Genomic DNA, 20,633 nt, shown 5'->3' with positions numbered 1-20,633 from the left:
AAAAAGCCGAAGCAGTTGCTTCGGCTTTTTTGTCAGTCCTGCTTGAGGTAGAGCACGCACCCGGTTCGACTGTAGGGCCGGTGCTGATGGCCCGGAGGCAGGCGCAGGTAGCAGCCCTCGGTGTACTGGCCCTGCTCATCCTCCACCTCCCCCTCCAGAATGAAAATCTCTGCGCCGCGGGGGTGGCAGAGATCCGACAGCCGGGTGTCCGGCTTGAGCTGGATAAGGCTCATCCGCTCCTCGAAGCCACTTTGGCGGTAGAGCTCCTTGCGGTACACCCCCGGGCGGTCCTGGGCCTGCCAGGGCACGGTGCTGGTGTCGATGGCCAGCTGTGCCCGCCCCTCGCCGGGGTACTGCTTGAGTTTCACCAGCAGCAGGCAGCCGGGTTCGGAGAAGGGTCGGTGGCCGCTGCCGTCGGGGTTGAGCAGGTAGCTGCCCGCCGGGTAATCGCCGAACTCGTCGGAGAACACCCCCTCCAGCACCAGGATCTCCTCGCCATCCGGGTGGTAGTGGCGGGCAAAGTGGGAACCGGGCCGGTAACGCACCAGCGAGGTCACCAGACCGGACTCGACAGGTCCGATGTGTCGCAGGCGTTTGCGCACCACCCCCTCGGCGGGGCTGGATTGCCACTCCATCTTGTTGGCGTCGATCACCAGGGGGGCGTCCGACATCGCTGTGGTATTCACCCTGATCTTCCTTTGGTTTTGGTTAATGGGCGGCCCCGGCACGCCGGGCGACGCGCGGGCACCAAAGACCTTAGACCGCAACAGGGGGGCAACAGTTGCATGGCCGAGCCTCGGCGTGGCCCCTCAGTGTGCAGTTTTGACTGCACTCGCTCGCTGCTGCATGCTAGGGGCCGACAACAACAAGACAACCAGTCGATAACAATAACCGAGCGGTAATCATGATACGACTTGCTTCCCTGGGCGCCACCTTGCTGGCCTTGACGGCCTGCAGCCAGTTCCCCTCCTCCACCCCACACCAGTTCGATGAAGCCCGGGTCCGGGCGGACATCCAGGAGCTGGCCTCGGATCGCTACCAGGGCCGCCTGCCCACCACAGAGGGCGAAACCCTGACCCTGGCCTACCTGGAGGGCCAGTTCAGAGCCATGGGCCTCAAGCCCGGCAACGGCGACAGCTACCTGCAGGCGGTACCCATGGTGCGCCACACCACCCAGAGCGCCCGCCTGACCCTGGGGGGCGAGCGCTACCGCTACCTCTACGACATGGTGCTCAACAGCTTCAAACCCGGTGAGCAGCACAACATCCAGAACAGCGAGGTGGTGTTTGTCGGCTACGGCATCAACGCCCCGGAGTACGACTGGAACGATTACGCCGGCCTGGATGTGGCCGGCAAGACGGTGGTGATGCTGGTCAACGATCCCGGTTTTGCCACCGGCGATCCCGCCCTGTTCAAGGGCAGCACCATGACCTACTACGGCCGCTGGGACTACAAGTTCGCCGAGGCCGGCCGACAGGGCGCCGCCGCCGCGCTCATCATCCACGACACCAAGCCTGCCTCCTACCCCTGGATGGTGGTGCAAAACAGCTGGACCGGCCCGCAACTGGGTCTGGCGGATGTGGAAGACCCCCATCCGGTGATGGAGGGCTGGCTGAAGAAGGCCGCCGCCGAGCGCCTGCTGGCCGACGCCGGGCTGAACCTGGCTGCGCTGACGGCCGAAGCCCAGCGGGGCCCCATGCACCGGGTACTGGGGATGCAGGCCCAGGCCAGTGTCCAGCAAAGCATCGATCACGCCACCAGCTACAACGTGCTGGCCACCCTGCCGGGCAGCGAGCGGCCCGAAGAGCAGGTGATCTACACCGCCCACTGGGACCACATCGGCACCCAGGGGGACAAGATCTACAACGGCGCCATGGACAACGCCACCGGCCTGGCGGGGATCCTGGAGATCGCCCGCGCCTTCGCCGCCGGCCCGGCGCCCAAGCGCAGTGTCACCTTCCTGGCGGTCACCGGTGAGGAGCAGGGGCTGCTGGGCAGTCGCTACTACGCCGCCAACCCGGTGTTCCCCCTGGAACAGACCGCCGGGGTGTTCAACGCCGACAGCACCAACATCTACGGGCCGACCCGGGACTTCACCGTGGTGGGCTTGGGCCAGTCCAGCCTGGAGCAGTACCTGGAGGGGCCGCTGGAAGCCCAGGGTCGCCACCTGTCCCGGGAATCCAACCCCGGTGCCGGCGGTTACTTCCGCTCCGATCACTTCAGCTTCGCCCAGAAAGGGGTGCCGGCCCTGTTCGCCGGCGGCGGCAACCAGGCAATCAGCCCCGAGGTGGAGGCCTCCCGGCTGACCATCAAGGCGCTGATGAAGGGCTGCTACCACAACGACTGCGACACCTACCGCCCCCAATGGGACCTGCGCGGCGCCATGCAGGATCTGGAGGTGTACTACCAGGCCGGTCGCGCCCTGGCCGAGGACGACCACTGGCCCGGCTTCCTGGCCGGCAGCGAGTTCCACCGCCTGCGCCCGGTGATCTGAACCCGGCAACCCGCCCCACCCCGCCGGCCCAATCGGGCCGGCGTTTTTTCGCCTCGCTATGTCCCGGAAAAACTTGAGGGATAACCTTATGACTTCTGGCGATAAATTTTCGGAATAGGGTTCGTTGTGGCCCCTTGGCAAGGCCCCAAGGCCGTGGCATGGTGAAATTTCGCGCTGTTTTTGCCACCCCGCCGTTTCGCCACAAGGTCAAGGAGTCACCTGTATGTGTGGGATCTTCGCCATTTTGGATCTGAAAACCGATCCGCAAGCCCTGCGCCAGGACGCCCTTCGCCTGGCCAAAACCCTCCGTCACCGGGGCCCCGACTGGTCCGGGATCTACGCCGACGAACAGGCCATCCTGGCCCACGAACGCCTGGCCATTGTCGACATCGACAACGGGGCCCAGCCGCTCTACAGCCCGGACGGTAACCTGGTGCTGGCGGTAAATGGTGAGATCTACAACCACCGGGAGCTGCGCGAAGCCCTGAGCGTCGAGTACGCTTTCCAGACCGGCTCCGACTGCGAGGTGATCCTGGCGCTGTACCAGAAATACGGCACCAACTTTCTCGACAAACTCAACGGGATCTTCGCCTTTGTGTTGTGGGATAAGGCCCGGGGCCGCTACCTGGTGGGCCGCGACCACATCGGCATCGTGCCCCTCTACCTGGGCTTCGACGAACACGGCAACCGATACTACGCCTCTGAGATGAAGGCCCTGGTGCCGGTGTGCAGCCAGGTGGAGGAGTTCCTGCCCGGTCGCTACTACGACAGCGAGCAGGGCGAAGCGGTGCAGTATTATCAGCGGGAGTGGCGCACCTACCCGGAGGTGGCCGCCAACCCCGCCAGCCGCGACGAACTGCGCCAGGCCCTGGAGGCGGCGGTGAAACGCCAGCTGATGTGCGACGTGCCCTACGGGGTGCTGCTCTCCGGCGGCCTGGACTCCTCCATCACCTCGGCCCTGGCCAAGAAGTTCGCCGCCCGACGCATCGAGGAGGATGAAACCAGCCCCGCCTGGTGGCCCCAGCTGCACAGCTTCGCCATCGGCCTGGAAGGAGCACCGGATCTCACCGCCGCCGCCGAGGTGGCCACCCACCTGGGCACCGTGCACCACGAGCTGCACTTCACCGTCCAGGAGGGGATCGACGCCCTGCGGGACGTCATCTACCACCTGGAGACCTACGACGTCACCACGGTGCGCGCCGCCACTCCCATGTACCTGATGGCGCGCATGATCAAGGCGATGGGGATCAAAATGGTGCTCTCCGGCGAGGGCTCCGACGAGCTGTTCGGCGGTTACCTCTACTTCCACAAGGCCCCCAATGCCCAGGCCTTCCACGAGGAGACGGTGCGCAAGCTGGACAAACTGCACCTGTTCGATTGCTTGCGGGCCAACAAGGCGATGGCCGCCTGGGGGGTGGAGGCGCGGGTGCCCTTCCTCGACAAGGAGTTCATCGATGTGGCGATGCGGCTGAACCCGGACGCCAAGCTCATCACCGAGGGGCGCATCGAGAAGCAGATCCTGCGGGAGGCTTTCGCCCACTACCTGCCCGAGTCCGTGGCCTGGCGTCAGAAGGAGCAGTTCGGCGACGGCGTGGGCTACTCCTGGATCGATCAGCTCAAGGCCTTCGCCAATGAGCAGGTCAGCGATCAGGAGTTGGAGAACGCCCATTTCCGCTTCGGCCACAACACCCCGGACACCAAGGAGGCCTACCTCTACCGGCGCCTGTTTGCCGAGCAGTTCCCGCTGGACAGCGCCGCCGAGTGCGTCCCCGGGGGCAAGTCGGTGGCCTGCTCCACCCCCGAGGCCCTGGCCTGGGATCAGAGCCTGGCCGCCATCACCGACCCCTCCGGCCGCTCGGTGCAGTCGGTGCACCAGGACAGCTACTGACTCCTGCGGCCCCTTCCGGGGCCGCACTCTTTCACCCCCGAGTTACAACCGCTCACTCACCGACCATATCTCTATAAAACTTAAACAAAATAACCACTTATACCCTTTAATCATCGGTTTATTGCGCAAATCGAAATTGTGAGCGCTAGGTCCTTGCACCACGTGAGTCGGCACTCTATCCTGCGCCCTCTTCCCGAGAGCCGGACCCGTCCCGTGAACCCCAACCGCCTTCAATCCCTGTACCACGAAGCCTGGCGCAGCAGCGGCGACAGCCTGATGCTGGCGCTGCTGGGGCTGGTGCTGCTGGCGATGTTGGCCCCCCTGGACACCAGCTACCGCAGCCGCCAGTACCTGGATTTCGCCCTGGACCGGGCCCAGTACCTGATCAACCGTCTGGAGGGCACCGTTGAGCAGTGGCCGGAGCGGTTCGACAGCTGCGATGCCGAGCTCAAGGAGAAACTGAGGGTACGGGCCCAGACCTCCAGCCTGGCCAACGACTACGCCTACGTCAGCGACGCCACCGGCTTCTGCCGGGTGGCGGACAACAACGACGTCACCCCCTTCGACGTCCAGTCCCTGCTCACCCACCCGATGTACAACGGCGTCTACCTGATGAGCAAGGCCAGCCTCCACGGCGAGCTGTTCCTGTTCGCCATCGAACTCAAACCCGGCCACTACCTGGTGGGCAACACCTACCGGCGCACCGTCTTGGACATCATGGTGCCCTGGGACCTCAGCCCCTTCGGCGGCCAGGGGGCGCTGCGCTACCACGAGGCCACCATCCTCTCCTTTGGCCAGGACGCCCCGCCCGCCGGGGGCCAGTTCCACCACCGCTACCGCCAGCAGAAGGGGGATCTGGAGGCGGAGATGATCCTGCCGGCCGACGAGCTGTGGGACAGCTTTGTCGGTTGGCTGAAGAAGTTGGTCCTGCCCTGGGCTGTGCTCTGCGTGGCGATCCCCGTGCTGTGGCGGCGCAAGCGCAGCCTCAAGGGGCTCTACCTCAATGACATCGAGCTGTGTTACAAGCGCGGCGAGATCTACCCGGCCTACCAGCCCATCGTCGACGCCCGCAGCAAGGCGGTGGTGGGCTACGAGCAGCTGGCCCGCTGGGACCACCCCTCCCAGGGCAAGGTGCCGCCGGATCTCTTCGTTTCCTTGCTGGAGCGTCATCAGCGCCTGGATGGGCTGACCACCCACCTGCTCAACCACTCCCTGCCCAGCCTGGCGCCGGGCCAGTACGTCAGCATCAACCTGACCCTGGACCAGCTGGCCAGGGACGATCTGGAACGCTGGCTGGAGCCGGCGATGCGCGCCAAGGGCTTAAACCCCAGCCAGGTGGTGTTGGAGATCACCGAGCGCGAGCCCCTCAACGCCGACCGCACCTTGCACCGGCTGCGCCGTCTGCAGCAGCGCGGCTTCCGCCTGGCCCTGGACGACTTTGGCACCGGCCATAACGATCTGGGCTTTTTGGGCCGCTTCCAGCCGGATCTCATCAAGGTGGACAAGAGCTACACCCACGCCATCGGCACCGGCAGCCTCAAGGCCACCATGCTGGAGGCGATCATCAAGATGGCGATGGAGGCGCGGATCCCGCTGGTGATCGAAGGGGTGGAGACGGAGGAGCAGGAGCGCTACCTGTGCCGTCGCGGGGTGGATCTGCTGCAGGGCTACCGCTACGGCAAGCCCCACCCGGTGGCCTAACCCCGCGCCACCGCCGCCAGCTGCCCGCCGGTCAGGGCCAGCAGATCCCCAGGTGCCAGCTCAATCTCCAGTCCCCGGCGGCCGCCGGAGACGCAGATGGTGTCAAACTGCTCGGCGCTTTTATCCAGCACCAGTGCCAGGCGCCGCTTCTGGCCCAAAGGGCTTATCCCCCCCACCACGTAGCCGGTGGCTTTCTCCGCCGCCGCCGGGTTCGCCATCGCCAGTTTCTTGGCCTTCACCGCCTTGGCCAGGGCCTTGAGATCCAGCAGGCCGGTCACCGGCACCACCGCCACGTACAATTTGCCCGCCTCATCGGCGGCCAGCAGGGTCTTGAACACCCGGGCGGGATCCTGGCCCAGTGCCTCGGCGGCTTCCAGGCCGTAGGACTCGGCCGCGGGATCGTGGTCGTACTGGTGCAATCGGTGGGGGATCTTGGCTTTCTTGGCGGCGTTGACAGCGGGGGTCATGGCAGGGCCTTACTCAGAGGGTGTGACGGCATGATACGCCGCCACGGCCTGCAGCCCAAGGCTCAGCTGGCCACAGCCACCCACTCGACGTCCTCCGCCGCCAGCCGCTCCTGGTAGGCCAGAGGCAGGCCGGGATCGCTGATGATGGCGTCGAACTCGCCGGTCTCCATCGCCATAAAGGTGCCGGTGCGACCGAACTTGCTGCTGTCGCACACCAGCAGAGACTGGCGCGCCACTCGGGCGATGGCCCGCTTCACCATCACCTTATCCTGGCTGGGGGAGGAGATCCCCCGGGGGTTCCAGCAGGAGGCGGAGATAAAGGCGATGTCGATGTTGAGATCCCGCAGGAAGCGGGCCGAGAGCTCGCCCACGCAGGAGTGGTTGTCCCGATCCACCCGGCCGCCGGTGTGGTAGAGCTCGCAACGGCCGTGCTCCGCCAGGTAGCCGGCGATAAAGAAGTCGTTGGTGATGATCATCAGATCGTCCCGGTCCGCCAGGCTCTTGGCCACCTCCAGCAATGTGGTGCCGGCGTCCAGGTAGACGGTGGACTGGGGCGGCACCCGGTCGCGGCAGGCCTGGCCCAGAGCCTGTTTGATGGCCAGGTTCTGGCTGGCCTTGACCAGGTGGCCCACCTCCTCGCGCACCGCCTGCATCCGCTGCACCCCGCCGGCCACGGAAAACACCTGGCCCTTCTCCTCCAGCTTGGCGATGTCTCGACGCACCGTCATGTGGGACACCCCAAGACGGTCGGTCAGCTCGGCAATAGTGAGGATCTCCTGCTTATCCAGCAGGGCGAGGATGGTGCGTTGACGCTCAGCGGGGATCATGGGGGGCCCGAGTGTGTGAAAAGTTGTGAAATCTTACTCTAACGCTGGGGTGCTGCCCAGCCCCTTCACAGGCCCCGAACAAAAGGGCGATCGAGATCACATTAACCCAGTCGCCAGTGTTTTCTTCCGCATTGCCGTGTGAATCCCTGTGATAATTCCGCCCCAAATTCCCGCGCGCTGTCGACGAAGCCGGTTCGACACCGCCCTTCACAACTTTTCACAGGTACAGGCATGACCTCATCCTACTCCGTTGCTGTTATCGGTCTTGGTTCCATGGGCATGGGCGCCGCCCAGTCCTGCGTCAACGCCGGCCTAACCACCTATGGCGTGGATCTGAACCCCACCGCCCTGGCGACCCTGAAGCAACACGGCGCCGCCGAAGTGGGCACCGACGCCAAGGCCTTTGCCGACCAGCTGGACGCCGTGCTGATGCTGGTGGTCAACGCCCAGCAGGTGAACACCATCCTGTTCGACCTGGGCCTGGCCGATGCCCTCAAGCCGGGCACCGCCGTGATGGTCTCCGCCACCATCGCCGCCGACGACGCCAAGGCGATCGCCGCCAAACTGGCCGAGCGAGAGCTGCTGATGCTGGACGCCCCGGTCTCCGGCGGTGCCGCCAAGGCCGCCGCCGGCGCCATGACCATCATGGCCTCCGGCGCCGAGGAGGCCTTCGCCAAGCTGCAGCCGGTGCTGGATGCCACCGCCGCCAAGGTCTACAACATCGGCACCGAGATTGGCCTGGGCGCCACCGTGAAGATCATCCACCAGCTGCTGGCCGGGGTGCACATCGCCGCCGGTGCCGAGGCCATGGCCCTGGCCGCCCGCGCCGGGATCCCTCTGGACACCATGTACGAGGTGGTGACCAACGCCGCCGGCAACAGCTGGATGTTTGAAAACCGCATGAAGCACGTGGTGGACGGCGACTACACCCCCACCTCCATGGTCGACATCTTCGTCAAGGATCTGGGCCTGGTAGCGGACACCGCCAAGGCGCTGAAATTCCCGCTACCCCTGGCCACCACCGCCTACAACCAGTTCGCCAACGCCTCCAACGCCGGCTACGGCCAGTGGGACGACTCCGCGGTGATCAAGACCTTCCAGGGCATCGAGCTGCCGGTCAACCAGGCCCCGGAGGTGAACGCATGATTCGCATTGGCGTCATCGCCGACGACTTTACCGGCGCCACCGACATCGCCAGCTTCCTGGTGAGCAACGGCCTGCGTGCCGTTCAGTTCTCCGGCATTCCCCAGGGCGAGGTCAGCCTGGACACCGATGCGGTGGTCATCAGCCTCAAATCCCGCTCCTGCCCGGTGGACGACGCCGTGGCCGACTCCCTGGCCGCCCTGAAGTGGCTCAAGGCCCAGGGCGCCGAGCAGATCTACTTCAAGTACTGCTCCACCTTCGACAGCACCGCCGAGGGCAACATCGGCCCAGTGACCGACGCCCTGATGGCGGCCCTAGACACCGAGCTGACCATCCTCTGCCCCGCCCTGCCGGTCAACGGCCGCAGCGTCTACATGGGCCACCTGTTCGTGGGTGAGCAGCTGCTGTCCGACTCCGGCATGAAGGACCACCCGGTCACCCCCATGACCGACAGCTCCCTGGTGCGGCTGATGAACGCCCAATCCCAGGGCAGCGCCGGCCTGGTGCCCGCCAGCGTCATCGACGCCGGTGCCGACGCCGTCAAGGCCCGCTACGCCCAGCTCAAGGCCGAGGGCCACCGCTATGCCGTGGTGGACACCCTGACCGAGCGCCACCTGGAAACCCTCGGCCAGTCCGTCGAAGGGATGGCCCTGGTCACCGGCGGCTCCGGCCTGGCACTGGGGATCGCCCGCAACCTGGCCCAGCCCGGCGTCAACGCCGCCGACAGCCAGGCCGCCGGCCGCCCCCAGACGGGTCGTTCCGTGGTGCTCTCCGGCTCCTGCTCGGTGATGACCAACGCCCAGGTGGCCGCCTACCGCGCCCAGGCCGAGTCCCTGGCCCTGGACGTGGAAGCCTGCCTCAGCGATGAGGACTACGTGGAGACCCTGCTCGCCTGGCTGACCCCGCGCCTGGACAACGCCCTGGCGCCGATGATCTTCGCCACCGCCGAGCCGCAAAAACTCAAGGCGATCCAGGCCCAATACGGTGCCGAGCGCGCCTCCCACGCCGTGGAGCAGACCTTCGGTGCCCTGGCCGCCCGCCTCAAGGCCCAGGGGGTCAGCAACTTCATCGTGGCCGGCGGTGAAACCTCCGGCATCGTCACCCAGTGCCTGGACGTGGACGCCTTCCACATCGGCCCCCAGATCGCCCCCGGGGTGCCCTGGGTGCGCGCCGTCTCCCAGCCCATCAGCCTGACCCTCAAGTCCGGCAACTTCGGTGCCGAGCGTTTCTTCTTCGACGCCCAGGCGATGATCCCGGAGGCCCAATGAGCGCCTTTTCCCTGCACCAGCAAGAACAAACCCTGCGGGAACAGATGGTGGCCCTGGGCCGCTCCCTGTTCGAGCGCGGCTACGCCACCGGCGGCGCCGGCAACCTGTCGGTAAAGCTGCCTGACGGCACCATCCTGGCCACCCCCACCGGTGCCTCCCTGGGCCGCCTGGAAGCGGACCGCCTCTCCAAGGTGACCGCCGAGGGGGAGCACCTGTCCGGTGACCGCCCCTCCAAGGAGGTGCAGTTCCACCTGGCGATGTACCGCGCCAATGCCGAGTTCGAGGCGGTGGTGCACCTGCACTGCACCCACCTGACCGCCCTCTCCTGCCGCGCCGATCTGGACCCGGCCAACGTGATCCGCCCCTTCACCCCCTACTACGTGATGCGGGTGGGCAAGCTGCCCCTGGTGCCCTACTACGCCCCGGGCGCGGCGGAGATCGCCCGCGACCTGGCGGCCCTCTCCACCGACCACAAGGCGATGCTGCTGGCCAACCACGGCCCGGTGGTGACCGGCACCAGCCTGGTCAACGCCGTGGACAACATGGAGGAGCTGGAGGAGACCGCCAAGCTGATGCTGATGCTGCAAAACCAGCCCATCCGCTACCTCACCGAAGACCAAATTGCCGAGCTGGAGCGCCGTTATGGCTAAGTTTGCCGCCAACCTGACCATGCTGTTCACCGAAGTGCCCTTTATGGAGCGCTTCGCCCACGCCGCCGACGCCGGATTCGAAGCGGTGGAGTTCCTCTTCCCCTACGACTACGAGCAGGAGGAGCTGGCCGAGCAGCTCAAGATCCACCGCCTGGAGCAGGCCCTGTTCAACATGCCCCCGGGCAACTGGGACGCCGGTGAGCGCGGCATGGCCGCCATCCCCGGCCGCGAAGCCGAGTTTCGTGCCAACGCCGAGATCGCCCTGAGCTACGCCCAGGCGCTGGGCTGCACCAAGGTGCACGCCATGGCCGGCCTCATCGACGAGCGCCACAGCTACGACGCCCACCGGGCCACCTTCATCGCCAACCTGCGCTGGGCCGCCGACCGCTACGCCGAGCACGGCATCAGCATCCAGATCGAGCCGCTCAACGACCGCGACGTGCCCGGCTACTTCCTGGCGCACCAGATGGAAGCGGTGGAGCTGGTGGAGGCGATCGATCGCCCCAACGTCAAGGTGCAGCTGGACCTCTACCACGCTCAGATCATGGACGGCGACCTGTCCCGGCTGATCGCCCAGATGGGCAGCCACATTGGCCACGTGCAGATCGCCTCGGTGCCCGAGCGCCACGAGCCCAGCGAGGGGGAGCTCAACTACCCCCACCTGTTCGAGGTGCTGGACCAGCACTACGACGGCTACATCGGCTGCGAATACAAGCCCCGTTTCACCACCGCATTTGGCTTGGGTTGGGTCAAACCCTACCTGGCGAAATAACCGAAAAAAGCAAAAACGACGCCGGGCGCACTGCAGCCCGGCGCAACCTTAAATAGCGAAGAGAAAAAAGGTACCTTCATGGAAACCACTATCATCGGCGTCGTCGCAGGTCTTGTCGCCCTGCTCGCCATGGTGCTCAAAACCCGCATCCACATCTTCCCCGCCATGATCATCACCGCGCTGATCATCGGTCTGTTCGCCGGCATGCAGCCGAACGACCTGACCGCGGCACTGACGTCCGGCTTCGGCGGCACCCTCTCCTCCATCGGCCTTATCATCGGCTTCGGTGTGATGATGGGCGCCTGCTTCGAGGTGTCCGGCGCCGCCAAGCGCATGGCCCGCACCTTCATCAAGATCTTCGGTAAGGGCCGCGAGGACATCGCCCTGGGCTTCACCGGCGTGCTGGTTTCCATCCCGGTGTTCTGTGACTCCGCCTACGTGCTGTTGCAGTCCCTGGTGCGCGCCATCTCCCAGAACATCGGCAAGTCCATGGTGGGCCTGGGTGCCACCCTGGCCATCGGCCTGCTGATCACCCACGCCATGGTGCCGCCGACGCCGGGCCCGGTGGGCGTAGCCGCGCTGCTGGGTGTGGACCTGGGTTCCTACATGGTGTGGGGCCTGCTGGTGGCCATCCCCATGATGCTGGGCACCATCTTCTACACCCGCCGCATGGGTGAGAAGTACTACCGCGTCCCCGGTGAGAACGGCGAGTGGATCACCGAGCCGACCCTGTTCAAGGGCGTCAAGGAGATGAGCGCCGAAGAGGAAGCCAAGCTGCCGAGCAACTTCCTCTCCTTCGCCCCCATCCTGCTGCCCATCGCCCTGATCCTGATCCGCACCCTGGTGGGCGGCCCGGCGGAAGGCCAGGACCCCACCCTGATGCACAACGTGATCGACCTGGTGGGTCACCCGGTGATCGCCGTGGGCATCGGCCTGCTGATCGCCCTGTACGGCCTGACCGCCAAGATGCCCCGCGAGCAGGTGATCCAGTCCATGGAATCCGGCGTATCCGCCACCGGTATCATCCTGCTGGTGACCGGTGCCGGTGGTGCCATGGGTGCCGTACTGCGTGCCTCCGGTGCCGGTGACGTCATCGCCGAAGGCATCGCCGCCACCGGCCTGCCGCCGATCCTGGTGCCCCTGGCCATCGCCTCCCTGCTGCGTCTGGCCCAGGGCTCTGCCACCGTGGCGATGATCACCGCCGCCACCATCACCGCCCCCATGGTGGCCGGTCTGGGTCTGGAGCCGGTGTTCGTTGCCCTGGCCTGTGCCGTTGGCGCCATCGGCTTCAGCCACTTCAACGACTCCTACTTCCACGTTGTGACCCGCACCCTGGGCGTGGACGACACCAAAGCTCAGATGGAGATCTGGTGTGTGACCGCCATGATCGCCTGGGCCATCGGTGCCACCATGGTGACCGTACTGAACCTGCTGTTCGGCTCCGCCGGCACCCTGTTCGACGTGATCATCCCGGTCGCCACTCTGGCCGGCCTGCTGGTCTACATCAAGAAGCAGGGCATGGAGGCCGACGTGGCCCCCGCCAAAGCCTAAGTCTTCGCTGCATTGAAAAAGCCCGGGCATCGCCCGGGCTTTTTTGTGGTACCGCGTCCGTGACTACTCCACATAGGCATCGAGCACCGCGGACTGGGCCCTTAAAGGTTTAAAGCCCAGGTAGAGGCGCTGGTCGCGCTCGAAGTGGTACTCAAAGCGATCCGAGCAGTTGACGGGCCCATCGCCAACAAGGAAGCCAAAGCTGTCCTTGGCCTCGATGGCGCGGTCGGCCTCTGCGCAGCGGGCCAGCAGTGCCTCGTCGGGCAAGGCGTTCAAGTAGGCCTGGAGGTGCAGGGTTTGGCCGGCTTGGCCGTCGTACACAAACCAGTTGTGCATCAAGGTCACGCTGAGCCAGGCATCGTCCTCAGGATCGAGGTGACGCGGTGCATCCGGCGGCCCGCCCTGCCCGTCGAACGCCACCGGTTCAACCTGCCGATAGACCCGGATGTTGAACCCGCCATAGTTGGCGTCCGGGTAGGCCACCTGAAAGGGGTAGGCGCCCGCCTGAGCCACCTCTCTGAACAGCACCGTGCCACAGGCCCGTCCCAGCCCCTCGACGGCGATGCCCGGGTAGGCATCGTCCGCGCCTTGCCCACAGCGCTGGTAGCCCTGGGGGTCTATCTCATTGGCCAGCAACGCGGTGATCAGCACCCGGTCCCCCGCCTCGGCGTCGAAGACAAAGTGGTTGTATTGCCCATCAATGTCGATGACGTGCTCAGCCTCCTCCACCACCGGCGAAGGAGAATTGGCAGGGCCCCCGTTCACCTGGGTGAAGGTCGGCAGTTCAACCGGCGGTTGGATGATGTCGCTGTCCGAGCTGATGGGGCTCCAGCCGCAGCCCATCAGGGCGCTGCCAAGCAGGGTGATCCCGCCGAGGCGTTTCAGGTCCATGGTGTGGTCTCTCGTCCGTGAAGAGGTGGTCTCCTAATGGGGTCAAGCTATCAGGCCTGGGAAAAAGGGCCAGCAGACGCAGTCGGCAAGGACTGTAGGAGATCGCCCACTGGGCATCAGCCAATCTGCAGCGCGCCACCACCCCAATAATCCCACCCAACCCCTGTTTTCCCGCTCGCCAATGTGCTTCACTGCGGGACATTGTCGACCCCTTCAAAAGGACCCCTTCATGACCATCGCCAAAATCGGCATCGTCACCGTCAGTGACCGCGCCAGCGCCGGCATCTACGAAGACATCTCGGGCAAAGCCATCATCGAGACCCTGAACCAGTACCTGACCTCCGAATGGGAGCCCGTCTACGAGGTGATCCCCGACGAGCAGGCGGTGATCGAAGCCACCCTGAAAAAGATGGCCGACGAGCAGGGCTGCTGTTTGGTGGTCACCACCGGCGGCACCGGCCCGGCCAAGCGGGACGTGACCCCGGAGGCCACCGAGGCGGTGTGCCACCGAATGATGCCGGGCTTCGGCGAGCTGATGCGCGCCGAGTCGCTGAAGTTTGTCCCCACCGCCATCCTCTCCCGCCAGACCGCGGGACTGCGGGACGACACCCTGATCGTCAACCTGCCGGGTAAGCCCAAGTCCATTCGCGAGTGCCTGGATGCGGTGTTCCCCGCCATCCCCTACTGCATCGATCTGATGGAAGGCCCCTTCCTGGAGTGCGACGAAGCGGTGATCAAACCCTTCCGTCCCAAGGCGAAGTGACTGCTGACCGCCTTCGGACGACCACAAAAAAGGGTGCCCACTGGGCACCCTTTTTGGGTCAGGAGAGGCGAGAACTCACACCAGCTCCGCCAGCATCCCCTCGTGGTACTCGGTGAGGGCATCGCCGGCCTGCACCTTGGCCACGTAGTCCGGGTTAGCGATAAAGGGGCGGCCGATGGCCAGCAGGTCGAATCGGCCCTGCTCGATGGCGGCGCTGCCGCTTTGCGGGGTGAAGCCGCCCACCCCCATCAGCAGCTTGCCGTAGCGCTGGCGCACAAAGTCGGTGGCGGAGCCGTCCAGGTGGGCAAACTCCATCCCATCGTCGAACAGACCCAGGTGCAGGTAGGCCAGGTTGAACGCCTCCAGCTTGGGCAGCAGGTACTCGAACACCTCGCGATCCCGCGGATCGGACTCCATGTTGAAGTAGGCCCCCGGGGAGAGCCGAAGCGCGGTGCGATCGGCGCCGATGCGCGCCACCACGGCGTCTACCACCGCCAGGGGGAAGCGGGCCATGTTCTGCGCATTGCCGCCGAACTCGTCGTCGCGTCGGTTGGTGTCAAAGTGCAGGAACTGGTCAATCAGGTAGCCGTTGGCCCCGTGCAGCTCCACCCCGTCGAAGCCCGCCTCGATGGCGTTGGCCGCTGCCTGGGCGTAATCGGCCACCAGTTGCTGGATCTCCTCGGCACTGGCCGCCTTGGGAGTGACGTACTCCAGCTCCCGCATGCGGGGCACGGTGCCCTCCAGGCGCTGGGCAGAGGGGGCCATCACATCGCCGCCGCCGAAAAAGTGGGGGTGGGCCACCCGGCCGGTGTGCCACAGCTGAACAAAGATCTTACCCCCCTTGGCGTGCACCGCGTCGGTCACCCGGCGCCAGCCGGCGATTTGCGCCTCGCTGTAGATCCCCGGGGTGTTGGGGTAGCCCTGGCCGTCCGGGCGGATGATGGTGGCTTCGGAGATGATGAGGCCACTGTCCGCCCGACGGGCGTAGTAGGCCACCATCTCGTCGGTGGGCACCAGGTCGTTGTCCGCCATGCAGCGGGTCAGCGGCGCCATCACAATGCGGTTGTCCAGGGTCAGGGTGTCGTTCAGCTTCACGGGTTGAAACAGGGTGGCGGTCATGGCCCCTCACTTTTTTGAATGCTTGTTCAAATCACGGATTAACACTAGCGTTACTTGAACAGGCATTCAACTAATTTTTGAGTGACCATTCAAAAATGGATACACTGCGATCATTCCATCCGCCAAGAGAGCCTCATGCGAACCGCCGAATTTGACCGAGAACAGGTGCTGCGTGCCGCGATCCACGCCTTTGTCAGCAAGGGCTACACCAAGACCAGCATGCAGGATCTCAAAGCCGCCACCGGCCTGCACCCGGGCTCCCTCTACTGCGCCTTCGACAACAAGCAGGGGCTGATGCTGGCGGCCATTGAGCAGTACGACAAGGACAAGAGTGCCGAGTTTCAGGCCCTGTTTGCCGACAGCAACACGGTAATGGAGGGGCTCTGGGACTACCTGGCCCGCACCATCGAGGACATCACCTCCAGCGGCGAACACCGGCTCAAGGCCTGCCTGTCCCAGAAGGCGCTGAGCGAGCTTGGGGACAACGAACCGGAGATTGAAGCGGCGCTGAAAGCCAGTAGCCAGCGCTGGAAAGCCGCTTTGGTTCGCGTGTTTGAACAGGCGATCGAGCAAGGGGAGGTGAGCGCCGAACGCAGCGCCGAGCAGCGCGGCCAGTACCTGGCCATGGGCCTGCTGGGGCTGCGCACCTACGCCCAGAGCGAGCCCGACCCCCAACTGCTGACCGAACTGGCCCGTCAGCTGTTCGACAGCGTAAGGGGCTGAGCCCCCATCCACGGGCGGGTGTTTTCGCCCGTTTTTTCCCGCTCGCGCCTGGGGTATCCTAGCCGGCCCAACCCCGAACAAGGACGTCCCATGACCTTCACCCTCTGGCTCTCCCTGGCCGCCGTCTGCACCCTGGGGGCCATGAGCCCCGGCCCCTCACTGGCGCTGGTGATCCGAAATACCGTCCAGGGCGGCATGGGCCGCGGGGTGGCCACCGCCGTGGGGCACGGCCTGGGGATCGCCCTCTACGCGCTGCTGGTGGCCATGGGGCTGGGGCTGGTGATCACCCAGACCCCGGCGCTGTTCGAGGCGATCCGCTACGCCGGCGCGGCGTTTCTGCTCTACCTGGCCTGGGGGGCCATCAAGCCCAAGCCCGCCGAAGCCGAGGGGGAGCCGGGTGCCGATCCCTACCGCCGCTACCAGGGGTTTGTCGGTGGCTTCCTGGTGGCCTTTTTGAACCCCAAGATCGCCATCTTCTTCCTGGCCCTGTTCAGCCAGTTTGTTCAGGAGGGGGCCCCCTGGAGCGACAAGCTCATCATGATGGCCACCGCCGGCGGCATCGACGCCCTCTGGTACGCCCTGGTGGCCCTGGGCGTGGCCCGCACACCCCTGATGGGTTGGCTCAAGAGCAACACCCATTGGCTCGACCGGGCCACCGCCGTGATGCTCACGGTTCTGGCGATCCGGGTGGTGATCTGACCCCGGTTCACACACCACGGCGCCTTCGGGCGCCGTTTTTGTTTGAACTTCCCAATAAATCCGCGTCTTGCCATTGCTATTCGGGGCATCTGAACTAGTTTTTGAGATCCTGCCGAGGCAAGCCGTATCCGTCTGGCGGACAACAACATCCTGGGGCTTGGATCCGGCAGGGAGCGTGGACCCCCCCTCAACTCGAGACTGTTTGAGGTTTGGGATATGAACGCACTCAGCACCGCGGTTTCGTGGCTGAAGCAGCACTTCGTCACCATCATCACCTGGCCATTTAAGGTCATCGGCAAACTCACCCAATGGGTGTTCATCCTGCTGGGGATCACCATCCTCTTCTACGGCGGAAAAGAGTTTTACGACTACCACCACTTCGCCCACGCCTACGGCTCCGACGCCCCCTGCCCCACCGTATTGGGCGAGCTGGGCCTGGACTCCCTGGACCGCACCGGCGCCGTGCGCTGCATCAATGTGTCAGACCAGCAGGGCACGCTGAAGGTGGGGGAGCGTCGCCATCTGGTGTTGTTCTCCGCCATTGAGCCCCAGCCCGGTGACGATCTGCAGGGCCACGGTTTTGTCACCTTTGTCGCCCTGACCCGACTGGACAGCGGCGAGCTGCAACTGGACGAATTCATCCCCACCGGTTTTGCCCCGCAGTCGGAGCAGACCCTTTGGCCGGACAACCTGGTCTCCTACCACGCCACGGTGCAGCGTCATCTGCCCACCGGGGTCGAGCCCATGGTCACCAAGCTGATGCAGTCCTTCTACCTGCCGATGGAGCTGACCGAGTACGGCGGCCCCTACCTGGACAACGGCAGCGCCATCCTGAACTCGGAATTCATGGCCTCGGCGGCCTTCCGCGCCGCCATCGGCGATGAGAACCAGTCCATCCTGGCGGTGACCGTCTCGGCCATTGAGTACGAGAACGCCAAGCGTTACCGCAACAAGTTTGTGCTGGAGGAGTACGGCTACGACGTGGGGGACGCCACCGCCTTCGTCCATACCGTGGCGGATAAGGTGAACCTCTACACCCCACCCCAGGTGATCGGCCCCATGCCCATCGAATCCCTGACCGCCATCTCCGAGATGAACCGCAAGGTGGGCCAGTAACTCACTCCATCAAGGCCGCCAGATGATGCTTGCGCAGCGGCGTCTGGGTGCACAGCCAGGTGCTCTGGCGGCAGTGGTAGGGGCAGCCCTCGGTGGTCAGTTGAGTCAGTTGCGGCGCACTGGCCAGGTAGTCCGGCAGGTAGGCCAGCCAGCTGCCGGTGCGCACCAGGGCCATCAGCGCCGGCAGGCTGTCCACCCGGGCGCCGATCCGCCGGGCAAAGGCCTCGTCGTGCCAGCCGTCGCTGGACAATCGGCTGCCGGTATCGCCATACAGCGGCTGGCTGGGCACCACAAAGGGGTGGTCCAGCACCCGCTCGATGGGGTGATGACGGCCTTCAGATAGCAGCGGGTGGCCGGGTCCGGCCACAATGACAAACTCGCTGTCCCTCAGTTTTCGCACCTTAAGCCCCGCCACCGGCGGTGGCTCGCCGGTGGTGCACACCAGCGCCAGGTCCACCTGATGACGCAAAAGCTTGGTCAGTCCGGTGTCGTTGTGGGTCTGAAGGCTCATCTCGCCATAGGCCGCCTGCAGCGGGGTCAGCAGCTCCGCCAGATGGTGACCCAGCAGGGTTTCCGGGCCGGAGAGTCTCAGATGAAGCCGCCTTGGCTGACCCAGCTCCCGCTCGATGGTCTGGTGCAACGCCAGCAGCTCTTCGCTGCGGGCCAACAACTGCCGACCGGCGTCGGTGAGCTGCCACTGCCCAGGCTGGCGGTCAAACAGGGCACACTGGTAGTGCTGCTCCACCCGGCGCAGCGCCTTGGACAGGGTGCCCGGCTGCCGGCCCAGCTCCAGCGCCGCCTGACGCAGCCCTGAACGGCTGGCCACCGCCACGAAATCTTTCAAATCCTCCAGGCGCACGATCCCCACCCTTCCCATCAGTTTCCGATAGGGAAACGAATGTAGAAAAACCGTTTCTTTAATTCAAGGCTCGATTCCGTACACTGGCGCCATCCTTATCATCGCCGAACACCAAGATGTCCAAGCTGCGCTTTCGTCCCCTCGCCCTGGCCAACGGCCTTATCCTCAATAACCGTCTGGTGGTGCCGCCCATGGCCTCCCAGACTGCCGACAGCAGCGGCCGGGTCACCGAGCAGACCCTGGCCCACTACCGCCAGCTGGCCCGCTCCGGTGCCGGGTTGGTGATGGTGGAGTACAGCCACGTGGCCCTCACCGGGCGCAGCGAGCCCAACCAGCTCGGTGCCCACGACGAGGCCTGCGTGCCGGGCCTGACTCTGTTGGCCAGCGAGCTGCACCGGGCCGGGGTGGTCACCGGATTGCAGCTGACCCACTGTGGTGGCAAGGCCAGCCAGGACGTCTGCGGCGATCTGATGGGCCCTTCAGGCATCACCGTCCCCGCCTACGACCGCACCCTGGAGGCCCCCCGAGCCATGACCAGCGACGACATCCGCACCTGGCACCGGGATTTTGTCGCCGCCGCCGTACGGGCCGATCAGGCCGGCTTCGATCTGGTGGAGATCCACTGCGCCCACGGCTACGGCATCAACCAGTGGCTCTCGCCGCTGACCAACCAGCGTTCCGACCGCTACGGCGGCAGCCTGCGCAACCGGGCCCGGCTGCTGCTGGAGATCATCGAAGGCATTCGGGTGGCGGCGCCGCGCTTGGGGGTCATAGTACGGATCCCGGGTCAGGACGGTTACCCTGAGGGGCTCAGCCAGGATGACATGCGCACCGTAGCCGGGTGGCTGGTGGAGGCCGGCGTCCTGCTGCTGGACATCTCCTCGGGGATCGGCGGCTGGAACCGCCCCAAAGCGCGCCGGGGGGAGGGCTACCTGGTGGCGGAGTCCCGGGCCCTGTGCGGTCAGCTGGGGGTGCCGGTCATCGGGGTGGGCGGCATCGAAAGCGCCGACTACATGGAAACCGCCCTGGCGGAGCGTTGGCTGGACCTGGCCGCCGTGGGCCGCGCCATCCTCAAAGACCCCGTCGCCTTTCGTGAAGGCCAGATGCAGCCGGGCAATACCGCCCCGACAACGGCCGCCCCGGCAGAGGCCGCGCTGGCCCTCTAAGGCAGGGGCGCCGGGGTGGTGAACACCCAGTCCCGCCCCTTCACCGGGCTGTGGCAGGCCACGCACTCGGTTTCACTGAGCTGATAAGGGGTCTGCGCCTCTCCCACCCAGCGGGCCCAGCGCCAGCCGGTGTCCGCCTGCCCCTCGCCTTTGAACATGAACTCGGCGTGGACGAAGGTGCCCGGGGCCTGGGCACTGGACCAGTCCGCCAGGCTCACCGCCTTCCACACCACCTTGCCCAGCACGCTGCCCTCCGGCCAGGGGTTGGTCTGCCCCGCCCGGATCGCCTCGATGGCGGTGTCGTTGCCCAGGATCACCCGCATGGTGGCGTTGTCGGTACGGTGGGACACCGACACCAGGGCCCAGTCCTGCCACCCCTGGGGGTAGGCCACGCCGTTGGCCGGCTCAGGCAGGCTCGGCGGCGCCGACTCTGAGGCCTCTTGCGCTGGCTCATCGGCGGCCATCGCCGCGGCGCTCAGCAACAGCAGGCTCCCCACTCCCCACACGCCGGCTTGCAATGCTGCCATCTCTACTGC

20 protein-coding genes are annotated in these 20,633 nt (G+C 65.7%); 13 read left to right on the top strand and 7 right to left on the bottom strand.

What is annotated here, in order from left to right; translation table 11 throughout:
- Positions 1-32 precede the first annotated feature (32 nt).
- Positions 33-686 carry a cupin domain-containing protein gene (locus KUV81_RS02195; protein WP_222542206.1) on the bottom strand — a complete coding sequence of 218 codons (654 nt, stop codon included), beginning with the start codon at positions 684-686 and terminating at the stop codon, positions 33-35.
- Between the two features lie 218 nt (positions 687-904).
- On the opposite strand from KUV81_RS02195, the gene KUV81_RS02190 reads away from it, so the two are divergent.
- From KUV81_RS02190 to KUV81_RS19825, 3 genes are all read left to right on the top strand, one after another.
- Entirely contained in the window at positions 905-2,494 is a 1,590-nt protein-coding gene (locus tag KUV81_RS02190) for a M28 family metallopeptidase (RefSeq protein ID WP_222542205.1), read from the top strand.
- A 223-nt stretch (positions 2,495-2,717) separates the two neighbouring features.
- Positions 2,718-4,382 (top strand): asparagine synthase B, encoded by a 1,665-nt coding sequence (asnB, locus tag KUV81_RS02185; RefSeq protein ID WP_222542204.1) that lies wholly within the window; start codon positions 2,718-2,720, stop codon positions 4,380-4,382.
- A 213-nt stretch (positions 4,383-4,595) separates the two neighbouring features.
- The gene (locus tag KUV81_RS19825; RefSeq protein ID WP_222542203.1) at positions 4,596-6,083 is read left to right on the top strand and encodes an EAL domain-containing protein; all 1,488 of its coding nucleotides are present in this window, start codon (positions 4,596-4,598) and stop codon (positions 6,081-6,083) included.
- Here the strand turns inward: KUV81_RS19825 and ybaK are convergent.
- A complete protein-coding gene (gene ybaK, locus KUV81_RS02175) occupies positions 6,080-6,550 on the bottom strand; it encodes a Cys-tRNA(Pro) deacylase (RefSeq protein ID WP_222542202.1) in 471 nt (156 codons plus the stop codon). The two genes, KUV81_RS19825 and ybaK, sit on opposite strands and share 4 nt — an antisense overlap.
- Positions 6,551-6,612: 62 nt before the next feature.
- Positions 6,613-7,377: a DeoR/GlpR family DNA-binding transcription regulator gene (locus tag KUV81_RS02170; protein ID WP_222542201.1), complete on the bottom strand. Its 765-nt coding sequence runs from the start codon at positions 7,375-7,377 to the stop codon at positions 6,613-6,615.
- Positions 7,378-7,608: 231 nt separating this feature from the next.
- Between KUV81_RS02170 and ltnD the strand changes: the two genes are divergently transcribed.
- The 5 genes from ltnD (at position 7,609) to KUV81_RS02145 (ending at position 12,761) form a co-directional block, all read left to right on the top strand.
- Positions 7,609-8,523 (top strand): L-threonate dehydrogenase, encoded by a 915-nt coding sequence (gene ltnD, locus KUV81_RS02165; RefSeq protein ID WP_222542200.1) that lies wholly within the window; start codon positions 7,609-7,611, stop codon positions 8,521-8,523.
- Positions 8,520-9,788 (top strand): 3-oxo-tetronate kinase, encoded by a 1,269-nt coding sequence (gene otnK, locus KUV81_RS02160; RefSeq protein ID WP_222542199.1) that lies wholly within the window; start codon positions 8,520-8,522, stop codon positions 9,786-9,788. The genes ltnD and otnK overlap by 4 nt, the downstream gene beginning before the upstream one ends.
- A complete protein-coding gene (locus KUV81_RS02155; RefSeq protein ID WP_222542198.1) occupies positions 9,785-10,438 on the top strand; it encodes an aldolase in 654 nt (217 codons plus the stop codon). Before otnK ends, KUV81_RS02155 begins: the two co-directional genes overlap by 4 nt.
- A complete protein-coding gene (gene otnI / locus KUV81_RS02150) occupies positions 10,431-11,210 on the top strand; it encodes a 2-oxo-tetronate isomerase (RefSeq protein ID WP_222542197.1) in 780 nt (259 codons plus the stop codon). Before KUV81_RS02155 ends, otnI begins: the two co-directional genes overlap by 8 nt.
- 78 nt (positions 11,211-11,288) lie before the next feature.
- Complete coding sequence (locus tag KUV81_RS02145; protein WP_222542196.1) at positions 11,289-12,761, top strand: GntP family permease; 1,473 nt, start codon at positions 11,289-11,291, stop codon at positions 12,759-12,761.
- Between the two features lie 63 nt (positions 12,762-12,824).
- On the opposite strand, the gene KUV81_RS02140 is transcribed toward KUV81_RS02145, so the two are convergent.
- On the bottom strand, positions 12,825-13,652 hold the full coding sequence (locus tag KUV81_RS02140; RefSeq protein WP_222542195.1) for a hypothetical protein: 828 nt from the start codon (positions 13,650-13,652) through the stop codon (positions 12,825-12,827).
- A 229-nt stretch (positions 13,653-13,881) separates the two neighbouring features.
- Here KUV81_RS02140 and mog point away from each other — a divergent pair, with 229 nt between their 5' ends.
- Positions 13,882-14,415, top strand: coding sequence for a molybdopterin adenylyltransferase (mog, locus tag KUV81_RS02135; protein ID WP_222542194.1), 534 nt, complete (start codon positions 13,882-13,884; stop codon positions 14,413-14,415).
- Between the two features lie 75 nt (positions 14,416-14,490).
- Here mog and KUV81_RS02130 read toward each other — a convergent pair whose 3' ends face one another.
- Entirely contained in the window at positions 14,491-15,534 is a 1,044-nt protein-coding gene (locus KUV81_RS02130; RefSeq protein ID WP_222542193.1) for an alkene reductase, read from the bottom strand.
- A gap of 135 nt (positions 15,535-15,669) precedes the next feature.
- Here KUV81_RS02130 and KUV81_RS02125 point away from each other — a divergent pair, with 135 nt between their 5' ends.
- The 3 genes from KUV81_RS02125 (at position 15,670) to KUV81_RS02115 (ending at position 18,072) form a co-directional block, all read left to right on the top strand.
- Positions 15,670-16,257: a TetR/AcrR family transcriptional regulator gene (locus KUV81_RS02125; protein WP_222542192.1), complete on the top strand. Its 588-nt coding sequence runs from the start codon at positions 15,670-15,672 to the stop codon at positions 16,255-16,257.
- Between the two features lie 90 nt (positions 16,258-16,347).
- Positions 16,348-16,956 carry a LysE family translocator gene (locus tag KUV81_RS02120; protein WP_222542191.1) on the top strand — a complete coding sequence of 203 codons (609 nt, stop codon included), beginning with the start codon at positions 16,348-16,350 and terminating at the stop codon, positions 16,954-16,956.
- A 216-nt stretch (positions 16,957-17,172) separates the two neighbouring features.
- The gene (locus KUV81_RS02115; protein ID WP_222542190.1) at positions 17,173-18,072 is read left to right on the top strand and encodes a hypothetical protein; all 900 of its coding nucleotides are present in this window, start codon (positions 17,173-17,175) and stop codon (positions 18,070-18,072) included.
- Position 18,073: 1 nt separating this feature from the next.
- On the opposite strand, the gene KUV81_RS02110 is transcribed toward KUV81_RS02115, so the two are convergent.
- On the bottom strand, positions 18,074-18,931 hold the full coding sequence (locus tag KUV81_RS02110) for a LysR family transcriptional regulator (protein WP_222542189.1): 858 nt from the start codon (positions 18,929-18,931) through the stop codon (positions 18,074-18,076).
- A gap of 116 nt (positions 18,932-19,047) precedes the next feature.
- On the opposite strand from KUV81_RS02110, the gene KUV81_RS02105 reads away from it, so the two are divergent.
- Positions 19,048-20,097, top strand: a complete 1,050-nt coding sequence (locus KUV81_RS02105) for an NADH:flavin oxidoreductase (RefSeq protein ID WP_222542188.1) — start codon at positions 19,048-19,050, stop codon at positions 20,095-20,097.
- Here KUV81_RS02105 and KUV81_RS02100 read toward each other — a convergent pair.
- Complete coding sequence (locus tag KUV81_RS02100; protein ID WP_261389175.1) at positions 20,094-20,624, bottom strand: cytochrome P460 family protein; 531 nt, start codon at positions 20,622-20,624, stop codon at positions 20,094-20,096. The two genes, KUV81_RS02105 and KUV81_RS02100, sit on opposite strands and share 4 nt — an antisense overlap.
- Positions 20,625-20,633 lie beyond the last annotated feature (9 nt).

Origin of the sequence: Ferrimonas balearica (assembly GCF_019802085.1) — a bacterium.
Lineage (GTDB): Bacteria > Pseudomonadota > Gammaproteobacteria > Enterobacterales > Shewanellaceae > Ferrimonas > Ferrimonas balearica_B.
Note: the sequence above shows the minus strand (reverse complement) of the source record. Positions and strands in the feature narration are given on the sequence as shown.

Excerpts from the sequence above, each read along its gene's own strand:
- KUV81_RS02190 (WP_222542205.1), top strand. The coding sequence starts at position 905 with ATGATACGACTTGCTTCCCTGGGCGCCACCTTGCTGGCCTTGACGGCC.
- asnB (WP_222542204.1), top strand. The coding sequence starts at position 2,718 with ATGTGTGGGATCTTCGCCATTTTGGATCTGAAAACCGATCCGCAAGCC.
- ybaK (WP_222542202.1), bottom strand. The coding sequence starts at position 6,550 with ATGACCCCCGCTGTCAACGCCGCCAAGAAAGCCAAGATCCCCCACCGA.
- KUV81_RS02170 (WP_222542201.1), bottom strand. The coding sequence starts at position 7,377 with ATGATCCCCGCTGAGCGTCAACGCACCATCCTCGCCCTGCTGGATAAG.
- ltnD (WP_222542200.1), top strand. The coding sequence starts at position 7,609 with ATGACCTCATCCTACTCCGTTGCTGTTATCGGTCTTGGTTCCATGGGC.
- otnK (WP_222542199.1), top strand. The coding sequence starts at position 8,520 with ATGATTCGCATTGGCGTCATCGCCGACGACTTTACCGGCGCCACCGAC.
- KUV81_RS02155 (WP_222542198.1), top strand. The coding sequence starts at position 9,785 with ATGAGCGCCTTTTCCCTGCACCAGCAAGAACAAACCCTGCGGGAACAG.
- otnI (WP_222542197.1), top strand. The coding sequence starts at position 10,431 with ATGGCTAAGTTTGCCGCCAACCTGACCATGCTGTTCACCGAAGTGCCC.
- KUV81_RS02145 (WP_222542196.1), top strand. The coding sequence starts at position 11,289 with ATGGAAACCACTATCATCGGCGTCGTCGCAGGTCTTGTCGCCCTGCTC.
- KUV81_RS02140 (WP_222542195.1), bottom strand. The coding sequence starts at position 13,652 with ATGGACCTGAAACGCCTCGGCGGGATCACCCTGCTTGGCAGCGCCCTG.
- mog (WP_222542194.1), top strand. The coding sequence starts at position 13,882 with ATGACCATCGCCAAAATCGGCATCGTCACCGTCAGTGACCGCGCCAGC.
- KUV81_RS02130 (WP_222542193.1), bottom strand. The coding sequence starts at position 15,534 with ATGACCGCCACCCTGTTTCAACCCGTGAAGCTGAACGACACCCTGACC.
- KUV81_RS02125 (WP_222542192.1), top strand. The coding sequence starts at position 15,670 with ATGCGAACCGCCGAATTTGACCGAGAACAGGTGCTGCGTGCCGCGATC.
- KUV81_RS02120 (WP_222542191.1), top strand. The coding sequence starts at position 16,348 with ATGACCTTCACCCTCTGGCTCTCCCTGGCCGCCGTCTGCACCCTGGGG.
- KUV81_RS02115 (WP_222542190.1), top strand. The coding sequence starts at position 17,173 with ATGAACGCACTCAGCACCGCGGTTTCGTGGCTGAAGCAGCACTTCGTC.
- KUV81_RS02105 (WP_222542188.1), top strand. The coding sequence starts at position 19,048 with ATGTCCAAGCTGCGCTTTCGTCCCCTCGCCCTGGCCAACGGCCTTATC.
- KUV81_RS02100 (WP_261389175.1), bottom strand. The coding sequence starts at position 20,624 with ATGGCAGCATTGCAAGCCGGCGTGTGGGGAGTGGGGAGCCTGCTGTTG.